This is a genomic window from Desulfoluna sp. HI9BLuna, from assembly GCF_056829775.1.
This window is the reverse complement of the sequence record NZ_CP186555.1, coordinates 4,757,720-4,778,482: the sequence shown is the minus strand read 5'-3', so window position 1 is coordinate 4,778,482 and position 20,763 is coordinate 4,757,720. Positions and strand designations below refer to the sequence as shown.

General features: G+C 50.2%; 3 protein-coding genes. All 3 read right to left on the bottom strand.

The genetic code is table 11. The features are described from left to right. Window positions 1-150 precede the first annotated feature (150 nt). From ACOYW0_RS19490 to ACOYW0_RS19480, 3 genes are read right to left on the bottom strand one after another with little or no spacing between them, the layout of a single operon-like run. A complete protein-coding gene (locus ACOYW0_RS19490; protein WP_482415448.1) occupies window positions 151-2,775 on the bottom strand; it encodes a non-ribosomal peptide synthetase in 2,625 nt (874 codons plus the stop codon). Next, the gene (locus tag ACOYW0_RS19485; RefSeq protein WP_482415447.1) at window positions 2,721-11,231 is read right to left on the bottom strand and encodes an amino acid adenylation domain-containing protein; all 8,511 of its coding nucleotides are present in this window, start codon (window positions 11,229-11,231) and stop codon (window positions 2,721-2,723) included. The genes ACOYW0_RS19490 and ACOYW0_RS19485 overlap by 55 nt, the downstream gene beginning before the upstream one ends. Continuing rightward, window positions 11,228-20,191, bottom strand: a complete 8,964-nt coding sequence (locus tag ACOYW0_RS19480) for an amino acid adenylation domain-containing protein (protein WP_482415446.1) — start codon at window positions 20,189-20,191, stop codon at window positions 11,228-11,230. The genes ACOYW0_RS19485 and ACOYW0_RS19480 overlap by 4 nt, the downstream gene beginning before the upstream one ends. Window positions 20,192-20,763 lie beyond the last annotated feature (572 nt).

The following is a 20,763-nucleotide window of genomic DNA, read 5'->3' as shown; positions in this document are numbered from 1 at the left end:
TGATACTCCGGATCCAGGGGCGGAACGGAGACGGAAGGGGGGTGTGTCATCGGGCTATGCGTTCTGGGGACCAAAGGCCCTGTCCCGGCTGTTTCATGCCGCAACATAACCGGGACAGCCTTTATTCCCAGAATCTCTTCCGGCCATGTATTATCGATCGTTCAGAACACGTTTTCTTCGTTTGCTGATCATTTGCCTGCGGTTTTGTACCCGACTCTGTACGCTCTTTTCAGGTTGATTTACATTGTCCCGTTGAACCATGTGTTGAGCCAACGCCTCAACAGTCGAATATTCGAACAAATCCATGACCGTAATCTTGCGGTTCAACGCACTGAGCAGTTTGTTTTGCATTCTTACAATATCCAACGAGGTTGCGCCCAAATTGAAAAATTTCTCGTTGACGCTCACCCTGTCGACGCCGAGGATCTCTTTAACGATGGAACATATGTCCTCTTCCAGCTCATTTCTCGGGGGGACATACGAGGTAGACATGTTGACGGATTTACGTTCTGAGTTGACCAAAGCCTTGCGATCGACTTTCCCGTTGGAGCTCAGCGGGAGCTTGTCCAATACGGTCCATGTCGTAGGAATCATGTAGTCGTTGAGACGCTCTTTTAAGAACGCCTGGAGAGCTTCAATGGAAACGTCGTGCTCAGGGTGAGGCACCACATACCCGGATAGAAACTTCTCCTTTTCCGTCCCCTCTACAGCAAGAACAACGGCCTCCTTGATATCAGGGAACCTGTGAACGACAGACTCCACCTCGCCCAGCTCGATACGGTACCCGCTGATTTTCACCTGAAGGTCTTCCCTTCCCATGAACTCGATATACCCTTCCGGCATGTACCTACCGAAATCACAGGTCCGGTAGAGTCTCCGGCCATTTCGAGGGTGAATGAAAAAGTGAAAATCCGTTTTTTCATTGTCCTTCCAATAGCCTTTTGCCAGTCCGTCCCCTCCAATGTACAATTCGCCGACAACATGATCGGGACACTCCTCAAGATTATCGTTCAGAACATAAACCTGTTGATTTGACATAGGACGCCCATAGGGAATACTCCTCCATTCAGGATTAACGCCATCAACGGGATATAGAATGGACCATATCGAAGCCTCTGTTGCCCCCCCCAAGCCGACAACCTGAACATCATGGATATGATGCTTGATCCGGTCCGGCAGATTCGTAGGAATCCAGTCGCCACTCAGCAGAATCAATCTAAGGCTCTGGATTGCGGAACTCTCCGTCTCTGAAAGAGACTCAAGCAGCATTCTCATCAGCATCGGGACCGAGTTCCAAACCGTCACTTTTTCCTGTCGGATCAAGCCCAGCAAATGCTCCGGATCCTTCAGGCATGCCGGGTTGGGCATCACAATCGTCCCCCCTGCAGCCAGGGTGCCGAAGATGTCAAACACGGAAAGGTCAAAATTCAATGCTGAAATCGCAAGGACGCGGTCCTCGCTGCTGATACCAAAGCGCCCATTAATATCCATCAGTGTATTGACGACCCCTTTATGGTCAATCATCACCCCTTTGGGAACACCGGTTGATCCGGAGGTGTAGATCACATAGGCCAGATCTTCATTGTTTTTCGGCACATCAAGCCGTGCCAGCCCATCGTCCACCGGATCTATTGTATCCACAGAGAGCGTGATAACACCCTCAAAGGATGCGAGATCGTCCTCTAACCAGGACTGCGTCAAGACAATATCAACCTCGGCGTCACGGAGAATGTGTTTCAATTTTTCCGTGGGCGTATCCACAGCAATGGGAAGATATGCTCCGCCCGACATCAAGATGCCTAACGCTGCGGTGATCTGCTCCCACCCCTTTTCCATGACAATGGCGACAAGTCGGTTCGGTCCGACCCCCATTTTTTGAAGGTGGTGACCGAGATGTGTTGCCATGCCCGACAATTCGCCGTAGGTAAATGAGCGATCTGTCGTAATGATGGCTTTCTTGTCTTTATTAATTCTGACCTGTTCTAAAAACAAGTCAGGAAGCATGACGGGAGAGGAGGGAACGGCTGTCGCGTTGTATTCTCTTCGCTGCTCTTGCTGTTTTTCAGGAATCAAGGATGAATGTGTAAGGCCCCAGGCACTTTCCCCATCGGCCAACGCTTCCAGCAACAAACAATAGGTGTCGAACATGTCCTCCAACAGGCCAGGAGAGAAGAGTTCGGCCACCACATCCCAGTTTACGGAAAGGGCTCCATCTCTCTCACCAACCTGGTTATCCAAAATGACCTGGGGGGTCTGGCTGACGTTGTAGATGATATTGCCCATTTTAGAGAGCGGAGAGGTTTCGTTATCTTTAGACTCCAGCCCCAGGAAGCTCGTAAAGACCACCGGCATAACGGCCGACTGGATATTTCCCCTGAGCTGGGCAAACTCACGAATGGTTCGGACACCGTTAAAATACCTGTGCTCGAGTTCCTGCCACAATTGATGTTGTATCGCCTCTGCCCATTGCTCGAAGGATCGATCTCCCTGATTGATTACAGGCAACAAGGTAAGTGAGGTAAAATCACCGACAATATCGTTGACCTCCGGGTGAAGGGGAAGCCTGTTAAAAAACGTGAGGTTGATCGTAAAATCGGCGTTTTTGGTCCATGTTCCCAGCACCTTGGCGTAGGCAGCAATCAATATACCTGAGGGTGTCAGATTATGTTGTTTTGCCCGGTTCTTTAATTGCTGCCACTTTCTCTTATCAAGGGTGAAATTTAACCGGCGAAACTCCGGCTTGGAAATGGCAGCAATTTCGGTGCAAAGGGGCAATTGGGGGCCAATGGCAAGGTGGGTAAGCGCTTGAACGCATACTCTTTGTCGCGCTTGTACAACTCAGAATCCCGGAACACGCCCTCGGCTAAAACATAATCCCTGTAGGAAAGATGAGGTTGTTCGACGGGGAGGTCATCATCCATGTAGAAACGATACCAGTCATCAAATATCACCCCCATGCTCCACCCATCAACGATGAGGGCATCAAAACTGAGATGTATCCGAACCACATGGGAATCGTATGTGGAAATTCTGATATCAAAGAGAGGCCACTCCCCCACCGGCAACATCTGGTGTTCCATCTCTTTTCTGATGCGGTCCAGTTCAGACCGAATGGATTCGGGCGCCTCGGTCCGTAAATCATACTGTTTGAATTCATACGGTAACACATGTTCTAAAACGACTTGCTTACCATCAGGCAAAACGACCGCCCGCAGCATTTCATGGCGTTCAACAACTTTCAGCCATGCCCGATTCAGCCGTTCAATATCCATATGAGAATTTTCTACTTCAAAATAGGAATGTGTTGCCACATTCCCCAACTCAAATGCGTTGCTTCGCCCAACCCAATAGGCGTGCTGAACGTCTGTGAGCGGAAATGGTTGACAACGGTTAGCCGCATCAGGCTCGATTTGCGGAAGCTTTTCTTCTTTCATCCCAGGGGTGCCCGTTGACTCCCCCAGGGCTTTAAGAACCGTCTCTGCCATGCCGGCGATGGTCGGAAATTCAAACAGTTCAGAAAATGGGACATCCACCTCAAATCGTTCGTAAAATTCATTCACGAGTTGAACGGCAATTAACGAATCACCGCCTATTTCGAAAAAATTGGCATGAATATCGATATGTTCTATAGACAGCGCCTTTTCCCAGATCTTGGCAATCTCTTTTTCATGGTAACTCTCCGGTTCGGCGCTGACTTTGGTATCCGACACCATGTGATCTGAAGGCTCGGGAAGTGCATTCCTGTCGATTTTACCGTTTGCATTCAGAGGCAGTTCATTGAGAAACACAATGCCTGACGGGACCATATATTCGGGTAATTTCTTTCGTATGAAAGCCAATATCTCTGCCGTCACCTCTTTGCGACGAGCCTCATCCCCTGAGATGGGTTCATCATGTACCACATAAGCAACCAGCCTTTTATTTCCGGAATCATCAACTGCAGCTGTGACGATGCACTCTGAAATGTCACATAGCAATTTGACGGTGACTTCGATTTCCTCAAGTTCAATTCGATACCCCCTGATCTTAACCTGAAAATCTTCTCGTCCCAAAAATTCGATATTGCCATCAGGTAAAAAACGCCCTCGATCGCCTGTAGCGTATAATTTCTCGCCCGTATGCGGATTATGGACAAAGGCGTTTATGGTCTTTTGTGTGTCTTTCCAATACCCCTTGGCAAGGCCCAAACCACCAATATACAAATTACCGGTAACCCAGACAGGGCAATTGCCCATCTTTTCGTTTAAAACGTAAAATCTTTGATTCTGCATGGGTTGGCCATAAGGAATGCTTTTCGCGCCTGGGTCCACGCGTCCGACCTTGTATAATATTGACCAGATAGACGCTTCGGTAGCACCGCCCATGCTGATAATCTCTGCCCCCTCAAACCTAGAACGGATTTTCGCCGGAAGGTCGGTCGGGACCCAGTCACCGCTCATCATGACCAATCTCAGCGATTCAGATACGTTCTCTTTTGTAACCATAAAATGGTCGGTAAACATCTGCATAAGTTGCGGGACAGAGTTCCAAATGGTCACACCAAATTGGTTCACCAACTCCAGCCAATGCGATGGATCTTTTCGCCGATCCGGTTCCGGAATGACAATTGTCCCGCCGGCTGCAAGCGTCCCGAAAATATCGTAAACAGAAAGGTCAAAGTTCAGTTCGGCAAGGGCCAGCACCCGATCCTCAGAACTCAACGAACATCGCTCATTGACATCTTCGATGGTATTTAAGGGCCCTTTATGGTCAAGCATGACACCTTTGGGCACCCCTGTTGACCCTGATGTATAGATGACATATGCCAGATCATCAGGGGTTTGAGCCTGGTGCACAGGGATATGAGGATCTTGGTCCCCTTCTATCTGATCGATAAAATGCAAGGTCACCGATTCAGGCCACGGGACCTCTTTTTCAAGCCATGACTGGGTCAAGATGTGCGTTACGTTACTTTCGGAAACAAGATAGTGCAGTCGGTCTTCAGGGGTATCCGGCGTCATGGGCAGATAGGCCGCTCCAGACATTAGTATGCCCAGCACACCGGCTACCTGCTCCCACCCTTTATCCATCACAATGCCGACAAGCGTATTCGGCCTTACACATTCTGCCGAGAGGACACCGGCGACAGTACCGGCTATACGGTGCAATGTGCCATAGCTCACCACTGAATTTAACGAGACCACAGCGTCACGGTCCGGGTTTGCCAGAGCCTGCTCTTCAAAGGGCGTGTGAAGCAAGCGGGGAGCATATTCATAGCGTGTGTTGTTGATATCATCTAAGTGCCTGCGCTGGTCTTCAGACATGAGTTCAAGAAGTTGAGTTTCCCACAATTCATTCTCATCGGCCAAGCCGATGACAAACGATGAGTAAACATCAAACATATCCGCGATAAATCCTTCCGGAAAAAACTCATTGACCGTATCCCATATTAAAACAAGATACTCCGATGTTTCGTATACCTGATGGTCGATCAAGACCTGCGGCGTCTGTGAAATGCTGTAGTTTAACCGCCCGATGCTGTTATCTCCAACGGCCCTCTGCTCAGAGGAATTCAGGCCCAGCGCACTTGTGAACACATATGGCATGCTGGCGTGTTCCGCTCCCCCCTTTAACTTGGCGAGCTCCCGCAGAGCCTGAACCCCGCTGAAGTATGGATGGTCCATACCCTCCCACAATTGTTTTTGAAGGTTCTTGGCCCTATCCAGAAACGTCATGCCACTGCCCGAAGAGACGCCAAGCAGAGTCAACGACGTAAAATCACCCACTATTTCGCTGACCTGCCCATGGAGGGGTATTCTGTTGAAGGTGGTTAAATTAATGGTAAATTCATCATTCGATGACCTTGAGTTCAGAATCTCGGCATATGCGGAAAGCAACAACGCAGACGGCGTGATGCCTATCCCCTTTGCTCTCTTTTTAAGTTTATCCCAGGTTTTCTTTTCTATTTTGAATTCAAATCGGGTGAAAGGATAGTGGACACCGGATTCAGGTTTTTTGACCATCGGAAGATCGGGACAAGGCGGAAGCTCATGCAAGCGATCCAGCCAGTACTCCTGATCTCTAAGATACAGATGGGAGCCCTTCATTTTTTCCATTGCCACAACATAATCGCGAAATGACAGATCAAGCTCCGGCAGTGGCGCATCGGGCTCACTGTAAAGCTTCGACATTTCGCTGATTAAATGGAACATACTCCAACCGTCGAAGACCGAATTGTCAAAACTGATGTGAACCCGAAAGCAATTGGCATTGAACAGCGATGCCCTAATATCAAAAAGAGGCCACGTATCTGTGGCAATGATCTGATGGGACATCATGTCCCGAATGTGGAGCAATTCATTGTCTGCATCTTCGGGAGACAGGGTGTTTAGATCATAGATTTCTACCCCATAGGCAGGGACGTCCTTTATGATGACCTGCTGCATCTCATCGTGCATAAACACAGATCGCATCATATCATGGTGTCCGATCAGGCGATTGATGGCACGGGACAGCTTGTCAATATCGGGATCAACCCCATCAAATTCAAAGTAACAATGGGCTCCAACCTTTCCAAGTTCATACAAACCGCTTCGTCCAACCAGATAAGCATGTTGTACATCCGTGATAGGAAAGGGTTCGAATCGGTTGTCTCTATCAGGGCGAATCCTGGAAAGACCTGCGGGCTCGTTGCCTGATTGTTCGGACGCACCCGACACGCCGTCAATCTGTTCTGCCAGTTCTTTTATCGTGGGAAATTCGAACAACATCCGAAGTGTGATATCAATGCCTGATTTTTCTCGCACCTTGGCGATAATGCGGGTTCCCAACAGGGAATCGCCGCCCAAGTCAAAAAAACCGCTATGGACACTTATGTGGTCTGTTTTCAGAATACGTTCCCATATCTGGGCCAGAAGAATCTCCGTCGGGCTTTCAGGGGCCTTAAATTCCTTTTCATTGCTTGAATTATCTCTGAAAGGTACCGGCAGTGCTTTGCGATCAACTTTTCCGTTACCGGTAAGAGGAATGGATGACAGTTGGATATAAAACGATGGGATCATGTACTGGGGAAGCTTCGTATTAAGAAACCCACTTAATGCCTCTGGCCCGAAGTATCTCTGGACGGATGGTGTTTTTGCAATGATTATGTCCTGGGCCATCATTTGGGGGGCATCTCCAAACATGGAAAATGGCGTTTCGAACCCCTCGGTTTCGAGTATCGCCAGCCATCTCTCCGAGGAAAGAAGCGGACGTCCCGAGCCTGCCCGTTCATCTTCAAGACCTTGGAATCCGGCTTCAATAAATCCAACGCTCACTTTTTGGAGGCTGCTGTTGATTGTATTTTCCGATACGATGAGAATCCCACCGGGCGATAAGAGCGTTTTGATATGTTGAAGGGCTCTCCTTACGTCTGTGGACCTGTGGAGAGAATTCAACATCAGGACCACATCGAATGAATGAGGTTGATACCCTTGCACCAACGGCTCCTGATCGATATCGAATACGACAGACTTCACAAACGGGTAGCCGTTGGTTTTTTCCGAAAGCCTATCTGTAAAAAACGACGAGGTATCACTTGCTGTATAAATAACATGACGATGAGGCAGATAGGGAAGAAGGGAGGCTGTTGCTTCACCGGTTCGAGCTCCTGCTTCAAGGATGTTCAATGGCCTTGCATCGGTTCCCCGCTCACAGAGAAAGTTAAGGAACCCGCCGATTGTTTTGTCGATTGCATCCGTTCCGGGCATCATACGCGAGAGTCTCTCCGGTGAAATCCGGTGGTCATCGCAAAAGAACAACTCAAGTGCGTCTCGCTCACCCTGAATAATGGTCTTAAAGCTCGCTTTGAGCGTCGTCAGGTAGGTATGGATCCCTTCAACAGCCTTGAGTAAAGATGGGTTGCTCTCGATCTTTGAAAAAATGGATTCAACGTTCTTTTTATTTGGGTATTGAGGGGAAATTGAATACGTGGCGGGTGCCGTGGGATTCAACAGCCCCCTATCCAGAAGCAACTCTATCCATTGCAAAACAAGATGTTCGTATTTTTGGTCGACGTTGCCTCTTTCCATGATCCCGGAAACCGAGAGCTCTTCTTCAGGCGTAGTAAAAATACTGATAGAATAAAATGCATCGCAAATAGATTCGAGGCTTACTTCTTCCATATAGCGATAAAACAATTCCAGTTCAGAGCGACTTAAGCCGCTTAGGACATCGGGATCAAGTTTCTCTTCAATAAAATGCTGCAATGCACAAGAATCAACAATCGAAGGGTCTGCATCATGGAGCAGAGAAGAATCCGGGTCTTCATTTAATACGACATAGGCGGCAATCTGCTTTTCACCTGCGGCGTTACCGCACACCGAGACAACCGATTCTTTTATCCCCGGATGGGCGCCAATGGCCGCCTCTATCTCACCGAGCTCGATTCGATAGCCGCTAATCTTGACCTGAAAATCCTCTCTTCCTTCAAATTGGATATTCCCATCAGGGTAATACCTGCCAAGGTCCCCGGTCTTGTACAAACGCTCTTTGGTTACAGGGTGTATGAAAAATGAATTGTCTGTTTTCTCTTTATCGTTCCAGTACCCCTGTGCAAGCCCAGCGCCTCCGATGTAGAGATCCCCGGTAACCCATGCCGGGCAGAACTGAAGCTTTTTATCGAGCACATAAACACTTTGATTCTTCATCGGTCGCCCGTATGGAATACTGCTCCATTCCGGTTCAATTACATGGATCGGGTAATAAATCGACCATATCGATGCCTCGGTTGCCCCTCCGAGGCTAATCATTTCAATATCTTTGAAAAGAGCCCGAATCTTACCGGGAAGGTCAAGGGGAATCCAGTCTCCGCTCATCATCACAAGCCTGAGCGAACGGGAAGACAGCCCCTGCCCATCCGCTGCATACTCCACAAGCATCTGCATCAGCTGAGGGACTGAGTTCCAGACAGTAATCTTCTCGCCGTTTATTTTGCTTAACCAGTGGGAAGGGTCATTGGCACCCTTATGATCCGGGATCACGATTGCCGCCCCTGAGGCAAGGGCTCCGAATATATCAAACACAGACAAGTCAAAGTTCAATGCGGCAAGGGCAAAGACCCTGTCCTCAGGCGTCATGGAAAACCTGCTGTTCACATCAAGAATGGTATTGACGGCGCTCTTATGATCAATCATGACCCCTTTGGGAGCACCCGTTGATCCTGAAGTGTAAATGACGTATGCCAGATCGTCAGGGCTCTGAACAGGGTATGCACCATCCGTGGGACCGGCGCATTGATCAATCTCATCTACGGCAATAATGTTGAGGTGCCCGGGCCACTCGATCGCATGGCGGTCCGCATATTTGGACTGCGTAAGGACGATACCGACCCCAGCGTCTGACAACAGGTGATCCAGACGTTCCGACGGCACCTCCGGGTCAATGGGTAAGTAGGCCGCCCCGGACTTTAAGATACCGAGGACACCGGCAACCTGTTCCCACCCTTTTTCCATCACGATGCCGACGAGGGTTTGAGGCAATGCGCCTTCCCTCCGGAGGAGCCCTCCGATGGTATCAGAGATCTCTTTAAGCTCTCCATAGCTCAATCGCCTGTCGGAGGTGATAACAGCCTCATTTTCCGGGTGGGTAGCCGCCTGCTCATCAAACAGGGTATGGAGCATGCCTGCAGGAAGGCTCTCCTCATCTGCGACACCGGCAAAGACTCCCGGCGTTTTGACAGGGACAAGATCCCCCTCCAGTGCACTCCAGGCTTTATCATCTGTCGCCAAAAGCGTGATGAGTTCTGTGTAAGCCTCGAACATGTCATCGAGTACATTTTCCGGGAAAAGCTCGTCTATCGCATCCCAGTTATAGTAAAGGGTCCCTTCATGTTCGATTACCTGATGGTCAAGGTACACCTGGGGGGTCTGGGTGATGCCGTACTTGAGAACGCCAAGCCGTGTGACATCGAAATCTGTCAGGTTTTTGTTTTCCACCCCGATGGTGCTGCTGAACACCACAGGCATTAATGCTTTGCCCTCTGCATTGCGGTCCCTGGCAAGTTCACGGATGAATTTCACACCGCCAAAGTGCCTGTTGTCCATGTCCTCCCAGAGCCGAGTTTGAATGACGTTGGCTTTTTCCCCAAAGGATTCGCCACTGTTCGTATCCACTTCAAGGAGGTTGACGCACGTAAAATCTCCGGCAATATCCATCACATCAGGGTGAACGGGAAGCCGGTTGAACAAGGTCAGGTTGATGGCAAAATGATCATTTTTGCTCCATCTTGAGAGAACTTCAGAATAGGCTGTCATCAGAACAACCGATGGAGTCAATTCATATTGAGCAGCTCTCTTTTTGAGGTTCAGCCAGGATGTTTCATCAAGGGTGGACTCTTTACGTACAAATGTCGGCCGCTTGATGGAGCCCGGATCCTTTGCAAGGGGGAGTTGAGGAGCCGCGGGAAAAGATTGAATACGACCCATCCAGTAATCTCTTGCCCTTTCAAACTGCTTTGAATCAATGAGTTCATGCTCTTTCAGGACGTAATCCCTGAAGGAAAATTCAGGCACCTCGTATGGCTGGTCCGGATCTTCGTAAAATTTAACAAGGTCTCTATACAGGATAAAGGCGCTGTAAAAGTCTGCGGTTAACAGGTCAAGACTGAAGTACAAAGACACAAACCCATTGAAACGGTTCACCCCGACATCAAAAAGAGGCCATGTTCCGGCTTCGTATGTTTTATGGGATAGGCCCTCACGGATTTTATCATGACGGCGTGCTGCGTCCGCATCTCCCAGACCTCTGAAATCATTGACCGTGACGTTGTAGGGTGGCACCTCTTTAAGTATTTTCTGTTCGCCGCCATCCATGAAAACCAGTCTCAGGGCCTCGTGTTTTGCAACCAGTTTGTTCAAAGCCAGGTTCAAGCGATCGATATCAATATCAGACTGCTCTGTCTCATAGTACGAGTGGCATGATGTATTCCCCAGTTCAAACGCATCTCCTCTCCCGATGAGATAGGCACTTTGGACATCTGATAACGGGAAAGGCTCGTTGCGATTTTCCAGGTCAGGTTCAGCTCGTAATTCACCGGGAACGGAGTGGTCGGAATGTCTCAACAATGAAATAATTTCATGTTTACAGCTCGAAATTTCATTTTTTAGACCATCGTTAAGAGCGCCCTTGGGTGCACGAAATTTAAGTTCGCCTTCCTTCTCCCACAATCTGATGCCTTCTTCCGATAATTTTTTCAATAATTGTGAAGCGGTCATATAACACCCTCCTCTATTTCGGCGTCCCGTTCCGTATCGACACAAATCATCTCAATAAAATGAGCTAACCTTTTTATATTGGAATGTTGCATCAGGTTTTTTATCGTCAAATCCAAAAGAAACTTATCGTTGATTTTATTCACAAGCCTGACGGCCAAAATGGAATCACCACCAAGATGGAAAAAATTCTCATAGATCCCGAATTGATCTGTTTTCAGGCATTTTTTCCATATGTCAAAGAGCTCTTGCTCTATGTATGTTCCCGGTGGAACAACATCGCTGTTTTGGTTGATCTCGCTGTAATCGACGGGCGGAAGACGTTTTCTGTCGACTTTGCCATTTTGGTTCAAAGGAAATGAGTCCAGTTGAATATAAAACTGAGGCACCATGTATTCCGGTAATTTGCTTTGTGCATGGTCCCTTGCCTTCAGTTCCAAATCGCCAGAATCACCTGAGCCAGTGAAATAGGCCGCCAGATACTTTTCGGCTTGCACCAAAACAACAGAGTCACGGACGCTGGGGCACTCTTTCACAACCTCTTCAATCTCACCGAGCTCAATTCTGTGTCCGGATATTTTGACCTGATGATCTTCCCTCCCCAAAAACTCGATATTCCCATCAGGGAGATAACGCCCTATATCTCCGGTTTTATACAGTCGTTCACCGGTCAGTTTATGTGTAATAAAGCTCTTCTGTGTTTTTTCAGGGTCCTTCCAGTAACCTGTTGAAAGACCGGTTCCGCTTATGTACAGCCCGCCGGGAACCCAGTTCGGGCAGTCCTCCATTCCGTTGCTCAGCACATAAAACTTCTGGTTACGCATAGGGCAACCATAGGGTATTGATTTTGAGATACGTTTCATCTCTTTTATTGGATAGCAGATGGACCATACAGATGCTTCCGTGGCACCCCCAAGGCTTACAATCTCAACGTCTTCCGTAATCGCTTCAATTGTTTCAGGGAGTGAAACAGGGACCTTGTCACCGCTTAACAGGACGAGCCTTAACTCGTTCATCGTGTCACTCGTCCCATTCGAAAGATGTTCGACCATCATGGACATCATTGCCGGAACGGAATTCCAGACGGTCACCCCTGTGTCGTTCATCAATTCAAGCCAGTGTGCCGGCTCGTGCTTCCGCTGTGCTGACGGAATGACAAGTGCCCCACCGGAGGCAAGTGTCCCGAATATGTCGTATACGGACAGGTCGAAATTCAGCTCTGAAAGGGCAAGCACTTTGTCCTGGGCATCGATTGAAAAACGATCGTTGATATCGAGGATGGTATTGACTGCACCCTTATGGTCAATCATCACGCCCTTGGGCAGCCCGGTCGAACCTGACGTATAAATGACATAGGCAAGGTCATCTTTCGTCTGCACCGGAACAAGGGGCATCCGACGATCCGAGCATCCGCCATGGTCGACAAAGATTCTCGTCGTGCCCTCAGGCCAGTCAATGTCGTTTTCCAGCCACGATTGGGTAAGAACAAAGTGGACGTCCCCGCTATCCAGAATATGACCAAGCCTTTCTTTTGGAACAAACGGATCAACGGGCAGATATGCTGCACCCGAATAGAGCGTACCGAGGACAGCGACCACCTGCTCCCAGCCTTTATCCATGACAACGGCAACAAGGGTATTGGGCAGCACCCCTTCGCTGCGGAGAATCTGAGCGATCGCGTCGGAGCGCCCCGCCACTTCTTCGTAGCTCATCCGCCGTTCAGGCGTAATCACAGCATCGTCTTGAGGTTGCAGGAGTGCCCGTTGATGAAACAGCGTATGGAGCAGCTCTTCGGACAGGTCCGCACCTGTGGCGTTTACCGTCTTACGCATATACTTTTGCGTCTCGGGAATTACCTGCAGATGTGTTTCGTGCCAGGCATCATCGCCGTCTGCCAATCGGTTGATCAGCTTGCAGTAAGCGCCAAACATATCTTCCAACATCCCGTCCGGGAAAAGACCTTCCACCGCATCCCAATTAAATGTCAGGTCACCGTTCTGCTCAAAAATCTGATGGTCCAGCCAGACCTGTGGCGTCTGGGAAATGCAGTACACCAAATCGATGGGCAACTCGGACGGAAGGCTGATGGCCGTGGAATCATCTGCTTGCCCGCTGTATGGAAGCACGCTTGTAAAGACAACGGGGTAATGGACACTCGAACTTTCGCCCCGTTGCCTGGCAATCTCCCGCAGCACTTCCACACCGGAGACATGTCTGTATTCCATGTCTTCCCACAGCCTTTCCTGAATAGTGCGGGCCCGCGTTTCAAAGGGACGACTGCTATCGTTGTTGACCTCCAGTAAGGTCAGCGTTGTAAAGTCCCCAACAATCTCATTGACCTTTTCATGAAGTGGCAGCCGGTTGAACATGGTGAGATTGATCGTAAAATCGGGGGATTTGCTCCAGGCGGCCAAGATTTCTGAAAATGCGGACAAAAGGATACCGGAAGCTGTTAATCCCGATTTGGCTGCATGGTCCTTAAGCCGTTTCCACCTCTCTTTTTCCATCCGTGACTGCAGCCGTATGAACTGCTGGTCTTTTAGATCATCGGGGTTTGTGGCAAGGGGAAGTTCCGGAGCGGGAGGAAGCCCCGGAAGCCGCCTTTTCCAATAGTCCATGGATTGATGATACAGGTCCGTCTCTTTGGTGGCCTCCTGAGCGAGAACATAATCCCGAAACGTAAGTTCCAGGGGAGGCAGATCCACATCAGGGTTTAGGTAGAACTCATAGAGTTCACTGATAAGAATATTGAAACTCCAACCGTCGCCGATAAGAAGGTCAAAGCTGATGTGAAGGCGGGTGATACCTCCGTCAAGAAGGGAGGCCCTGATTTCAAACAAAGGTCCCGTCTCCGAAGGACGAACCTGGTGAGACATCTGATCCCTGACCTCTTGAAGCTTCGCCTGTACGTCATCAGGATCGCCCCCCCTCAAATCCTGAATTTTCATGTCATATGCCGGAACCTGCTCGCGTATTTGCTGTCGGCCATCAGGATGCACAACCGCCCTCAACATCTCGTGGCGATTTACAAGTTTTGCGATGGCCTTATTGAGTTGGTCAATGTCCAAGTCAGCCACCTCAACCTCCGGGTAGACATGGCAGGAAACGTTCCCGAGGCTGAGCCCACCGCTCCTTCCCATCCAGTAGGCATGCTGGATGTCCGTCAAGGGGAAAGGCTCAAATCTCTCATCCGGTTTGTGGATGATTTCCGGATAAACGACATCGTTCAGCTCACCTGCCTTTGATTCAACAAGCCGTGCCAGAACCATGTCGGTGATTTTACGGATTGTTGGTTTTTTCAAGAAGTCTCTCAGGGAAATATCCACTGAAAAATGTTTCCTGAAGCGGTTCCTGAGCTCGATGACCATCAAAGAGTCCAGGCCCATCTCCAAGAGAGATACATCAGGGTCAAACCGTGTCCCTTTGTCCAGCCACATCACGTCCCTCAGGTCAGTGCCGATTTGCTCGGAAACAAGCAATTTTTGCTCTTCGGGTTCAGTATTTCTGAGCTGATCGAGAGCAAGAACACCTGCTAATTGGGAGTCATCCGGTTCATTGGCAGCTTGTGACGCAACGCGGGACAAAACAGGGGGGACCGTATTATTAAGGTGGTAACGAACGTATGCCTGCCAGTTGACGTTGAATGCACCGACCTGGCTGTGGTTCGCCCCAATAAGGGTGTCCAAAACACCAAACCCCTGATCCATCGCCAGTGGTGTCATTCCCCCCTTTTTCCAACGCTCCATGTCTGCTGCATCTAAAGAGGCCGCCATTCCAAAACCGGACCACGGTCCCCAGTTGATGCTCAAGGCCGGACGCCCCTCCCCGCGCCTTAACTCCGCGAGTGTATCCATAAACTGGTTTCCAGCTGCGTAGCTCCCCTGCCCTGTGGAGCCAAGCAGCGAGGCCACAGAAGAAAAAAGGACAAAGTGATCCAGCGGCATGTTTTTCGTAAGCAGATGAAGATTCCAGGCGCCCATCACCTTTGGAGCCATTACCGGCGCAAAGCGATCCCATTCAAGCTGATGCAACATCCCGTCATCAAGCACACCCGCCAAGTGAAAAACACCCTTCAGAGGGGGCATGGTTCCCGTCAAATCGGTGAACACCTTTTCCAACGCAACGCCATCGGCAACATCTGCTTGCGCCACAAAAATATGGGTGCCCTTCCGCTCCATTGCCTGAATGCTCTTTTCTGCCTCGGCCGAAGGGGCATGCCGACCCATGAGGACAAGGTGGCCGGCCCCTTTGGCCGAAAGCCACTGCGCCAGCCCCATGCCAAGGCCCCCCAGTCCCCCGGTGATGAGATAGGTTGCGTCGCCGGAAAAGGTATGCGGGGTAACGCCTGAATCCTTATCGTCAAGGGGGTGAAGCCGTGCCAGGTACCGCGTGTCTCCTCGGAGGGCAACCATTGTCTCCCCGTCAGAGTGCGTCAGGTCCTGTATAAGCCGTGAAAACTCGAACTGCCCGTTTTCCGGTGACAGATCCACCATTCCCCCGAAAAAATCCGGATGCTCCAACGCAATGACTTTGCCTACCCCCCATACCGAAGACTGCGCAGGATTTATCGGGTGATGCTCATGGCCGACCCGTTGAACACCGCCGGTGACCAACCATAATTTCGGGGAATTTCCATGTGAGGAACTGGCAAGGGCCCGGACAAGGGCAAGGGTGGTATGGCATCCGATACTCGCGATACCATCAGATGTGCCGTGGAGAAAGGTATCCGGCATGGGACTGCTGATGCCGCATATATTCACGATCCCGGAAAAGGTTTCCTGACGAAGGAGCTCTGTGAGTAGCTGTTCAAGTTCATCGGGTTGAGTCCATCCCAGGGATAAAGCAGCCCGTTGAGCCTCTGTGGCCCCGGTTTCCCGGCAGACAAGGCGGGGCTGAAGCCCCTCGGTTTCAAACGCCTCGCACAGGGAGACGCCGGTGTCATGGCAATCGGCAACAATCAACCATTTGCCGGGATCAATGCTCAGGGTATTTTGCCGGGTCCTTTTTTGGTCTGAAGGTTGCCATGTCATGGTAAAAAACGGGGCTTTTGCTGGTTTTTCAAAGCCGGATAATAGCGTTTCACGGGGAGCCTGCTTCAGATGAACGCCTTCAGCCTCGGCGATCAGTTCGTTGTTTTCACTCCATAGCCGGTAGTTCCCAACAATCAGATCTGTTTCCGACACATCCGATTGAAGCTCCATGTGACAATAAAGCCTTCCCGACGGATATCCGTAGTAGGTAAACCTGTCGAACCCCAGGAACATATATGCCGAGTCAGCGTTCAGCCCAAAGCAGGCAAAAAGAAGCTGGGTACACGAGTCGATCAACCCCGGAGGAAGATGGCCTTTCTCATACCCCTCACCGGGACCGGGCAACCGCATTTCAGCCAAAGCCTCGCCGTCTCTTCTCCAGATGTGTTCAAGCCATGTGAAATGGTTTGCCAGTTGAAGCCCTCCGGCCCGGATTTCTCCATAAAGGCTCTCTCCGGAGAGTTGCTGATGACACCGTTTCTTTATCGTGTCAGGAGAGAACACGAGCTCTGACGTGGAGAGGTCTTTAACAGCCTGTGTGCAAGCAACCTCACCTTCCATATGCAGTTTCCATCGGACGTCGGAGCGGTTCCCGTCCGAAACAGCGCTGAGCAGTTTGAATGATCCCGAACGGTCTCCGCCATCGGTAAATACCACCTGCACACTGACCGTCTCTTCCTCCGGGACATAAAGGGCTTCGCGCACAAACATGTTTTCCAGATGATACGTGCCACGTCCAAACCGTTCTTCCATAATAAACAGGACCATGGATGCCATGGTTGAACCCGACATCACAGCGTGGTTGTAGACCCGGTGATCATTTAAAAAATAGGATTTTGTATTGCATGCATAATGATAAATAGCCTGATCCAGGCAAATGGGCAGCCGCGTTCCCTTTGAAGGATGAAACTCAGAGGCGTTGGCTTCGAAGGCGTGGAAGGCGGAAGGGGCTTGTCCATCCTCTTTGTACCAACACCTCTGGCGCTGAAACGGATACGTTGGGATGGAGAGCACCGTTTTGTGATGAGCCCGGTCCAGTTCTCCCCAGTTCACAGAGGCCCCCCGGGTATAAAGCCCCCCAAGACCCTCCATCACAGACGGCCAATCCTCGCCTCCTTTTTTGAGGGATGAAGCAAACAACACGTCATCTTTGGGGAGAAACGAGCTGGCCATCCCCGTCAAAACAGGATTGGGGCCTATCTCAAGGTACAAGCGGTGCCCATCCTCGTAAATCGCCCGAATGCCTGATTCAAACCGAACCGTTGAACGAATGTGGCGACACCAGTACTCTGCAGAACAGACCTCGTCGTCTTTAATTACCTGCCCGGTGACATTGGAAACATATGGGATTTTCGGAGGGGCGTACGAAATGTCTTCTGCCACGTGTCTAAACGCATCCAGGATAGGATCCATGAGTGCAGAGTGAAAGGCATGGGAAACAGGGAGGCCGACACATTGAATGCCTTCGGAGGATAAAAGATCGACGACCTTGTCAACGGCGTCCCCGTCACCGGAGATCACCGTGTTTTCAGGTCCATTGAGAGCGGCAATGGACAATTTGCCCTGAAAAGAAGACATGGCGGATTCGGCATGGCTGTCGCCTGTGAAAAGAACGGCCATTTTGCCGTTCAAGGGCAAGCTCTGAATTAATTTGCCTCGCGTGGCAATGAGCCTCAACCCATCTTCCAGGCTGAAAACCCCGGCAATACATGCTGCCACATACTCTCCGACACTATGTCCCATGACAACCGACGGCTCAACGCCCCACGCTTGGTACATACGGGTCATTGAATATTCCAGGCTAAACAGGAGGGGCTGGGTGTTTGCGGTCTGATTCAGCAGTGCCTCATCCTGTTGTCCATAAAGAAGAGAGAGAAGAGGGATCTGATACGTTGCTTCAAGGATTTCATTGCACCGGTCCATCTCTTTACGAAATACCGGCTGTGACCTGTACAATTCACGGCCCATTCCCACATATTGAGAGCCCTGGCCGGTATATAAAAACACCGGTTTTTCACCGGACTTGCCTTCTCCGGCATGCATCCCGGGGTAATACGTTTTCGTCAAAAACGCTGTCAGGCCGTTTTCCAGATCTTTTGGGTTCCTCCCGGGAATTGCCAGCCGCCATGGAAAATCCGAACGACAGGCGTTGGCCGTGTAGCAAAAACTGCCGGCATCGGTCTCAGGGTGGGACGTGAGGTATGTTTGGTATTGGGCAGCCATTTCCCGAAGGGCATTTTCGTCTCTGGCCGAGACCGTCAACACATGGGAGGTGCGTTGGCATTCATCGTTCACGACATCGTCCACCGGTGCTTCTTCAATCACAGCATGGGCATTGACTCCGCCAAAACTGAACCCACTGACCGTTGCAATTCGCTTCTCGTGTCCCGCCCCCCATGGAAGCGTTTGCAGTGGAATGACCGCCGGAATCTCATCAAGGGCAATCAATGGATTGATCGTGTTAAAGTGAAGATGAGGCGGAATTTTCTCGTGCTTGAGGCACAAAAGGACCTTTATGAGCCCAGCGACCCCTGCGGCTTGCTCTAAGTGGCCTATGTTTGTTTTTACGGATCCGATGACAAGAGGGCTCGTTGAGGACCGGTTTTCCCGAAAAATAGAACCAAGGGAGTTCACCTCGATAGGATCGCCGATCACTGTGCCTGTTCCATGGGTTTCGGCATAACTTACTTGCGATGGCGCCACCCCTGCCTTGCTCAGGTTGTCTCTGATCAACAGTTCCTGGGCAAATCCGTTGGGTACGGTAAGCCCGTTGCTTTCCCCGTCATGATTAATGTGCGTAGACCGTATCAGCCCGTAGATTTGGTTGCCGTCTTTCACGGCATCAGAGTATCTTTTCAATGCGACGATACCGCACCCCTCAGAGCGAACATATCCATTTGCAGACGAATCAAATGTTTTGCATCGTCCGTCAGGGGCCATGAGCCTTGATTTTGAAAAAATAATCGTCATTTCAGGCGAGAGGATAAGGTTCACCCCCCCCGCCAGCGCCAGGTTGCAATCCGAGTTACTGAGGCTTTGGCATGCAAGATGAATGGCAACAAGGGACGATGAGCAGGCCGTGTCAACAGCCATACTGGGCCCGCGCAGTCCAAGATAGTATGACAGGCGATTGGCTGCGATGGACGTGGAATTCCCTGTCCCGCTGTACAGATCAAGTCTTGCAGGGTCCTTGAACAGGCGTTTTCCGTAGTCGCTGCCACTGATACCTATAAAGACGCCGGTTGCGCTTCCTTTGAGCTGAGCCGGTATTTCACCGGCGTCTTCCAATGCTTCCCAACCGACCTCCATGACAAGGCGCTGTTGGGGATCGATTCCCTTGGCTTCCCTTGGGGAAATGCCGAAAAAGGAGGGTTCAAACTGGTCAACATGATCGAGAAAACCGCCCCACCGGGTATTCATTTTTCCAGGGAGCAGCGGATCCGGATCATAAAAGGAATCAATATCCCACCTGTCGGCAGGCACTTCAGAAATGGCATCCCCTGCGTTTTCAAGAAATTCCCAATAGGCCTCAGGAGTATTGCAGCCCCCGGGAAACCGGCAACCTATACCGACAACGGCAATGGGCTCACGGGAAGAGCCAGCGACGTAAAGACTCTGGTCAGGCAGCGTCTCCTCATAGGATTCCACGGAGTCTTTGCTTGATGTCGCAGTTGTACTGGGTTTCGGCGTCTTGGCAATGTAATGTGCCAATGCATCAATAGTCGGGTAGTCAAAACCGAGTGTGGGGGCAAGCTTTAAACCTGACCAGTCCCCGAGCTCCTCCACAAGGGTCAACAAGTCTTTCGATTTTAGTCCAATAGATGAAAATGATGCATGAATATCAATTTCATTGATTTCTCGATCACTCTTTAGCGCTACCTGATTATGCAACCACTCAGAAACGGATTGGATCATTGCAGGAGGGGTGTTCATCTCGTTCTCCATTTTAATCAATGTGTCACAGCATGAAATAAATCTTAGCGTCAGTGCCAATGATCTATTGGACTTTAGTCATTATTGCGGACATGTCCGCAAAAAACCGCTTTTTCTCTTGGACAGGAAAAACATGGCAGGTGATACGATCCCGTGCCTCCTTCTCCCACTGTTCAAGGGAGACAAACGGCTCTGGAATCAATCAGGAGCCCAACGCGACCTCCCCCTTTTCCGGTGGCCCGCACCTTATGGGCGGAGGCTGAAAACTTCAGGGAAACTGCCGTACACCGCCATACGGATGGCAACGTTGAGTCAGATTATTTTTCAGGATTGTCGTTCTTTTAAGGAAGGAGGATATCTCAAATAAATGCACGCACGGCATTCGTTCCCCCCTGGACAGAAAGGACGTTGACGGCCCCTCACATGGTGAAGAAAATAAAGATATCCACAGACAATAATAGAAAGAAGTGTGTTGTCGCTCTATGGCAGACTTACTTCGCTATGTTGGTTATTACTTTTTTGACCCCAGTTAGGAATAGTCCCTTTCGCGATGGGTGTCAATACTTTTTTTG

Bases quoted from the DNA above. Each gene is read 5' to 3' on its own strand.
- ACOYW0_RS19485 (WP_482415447.1), bottom strand. From the start codon at position 11,231: ATGACCGCTTCACAATTATTGAAAAAATTATCGGAAGAAGGCATCAGA.
- ACOYW0_RS19480 (WP_482415446.1), bottom strand. From the start codon at position 20,191: ATGAACACCCCTCCTGCAATGATCCAATCCGTTTCTGAGTGGTTGCAT.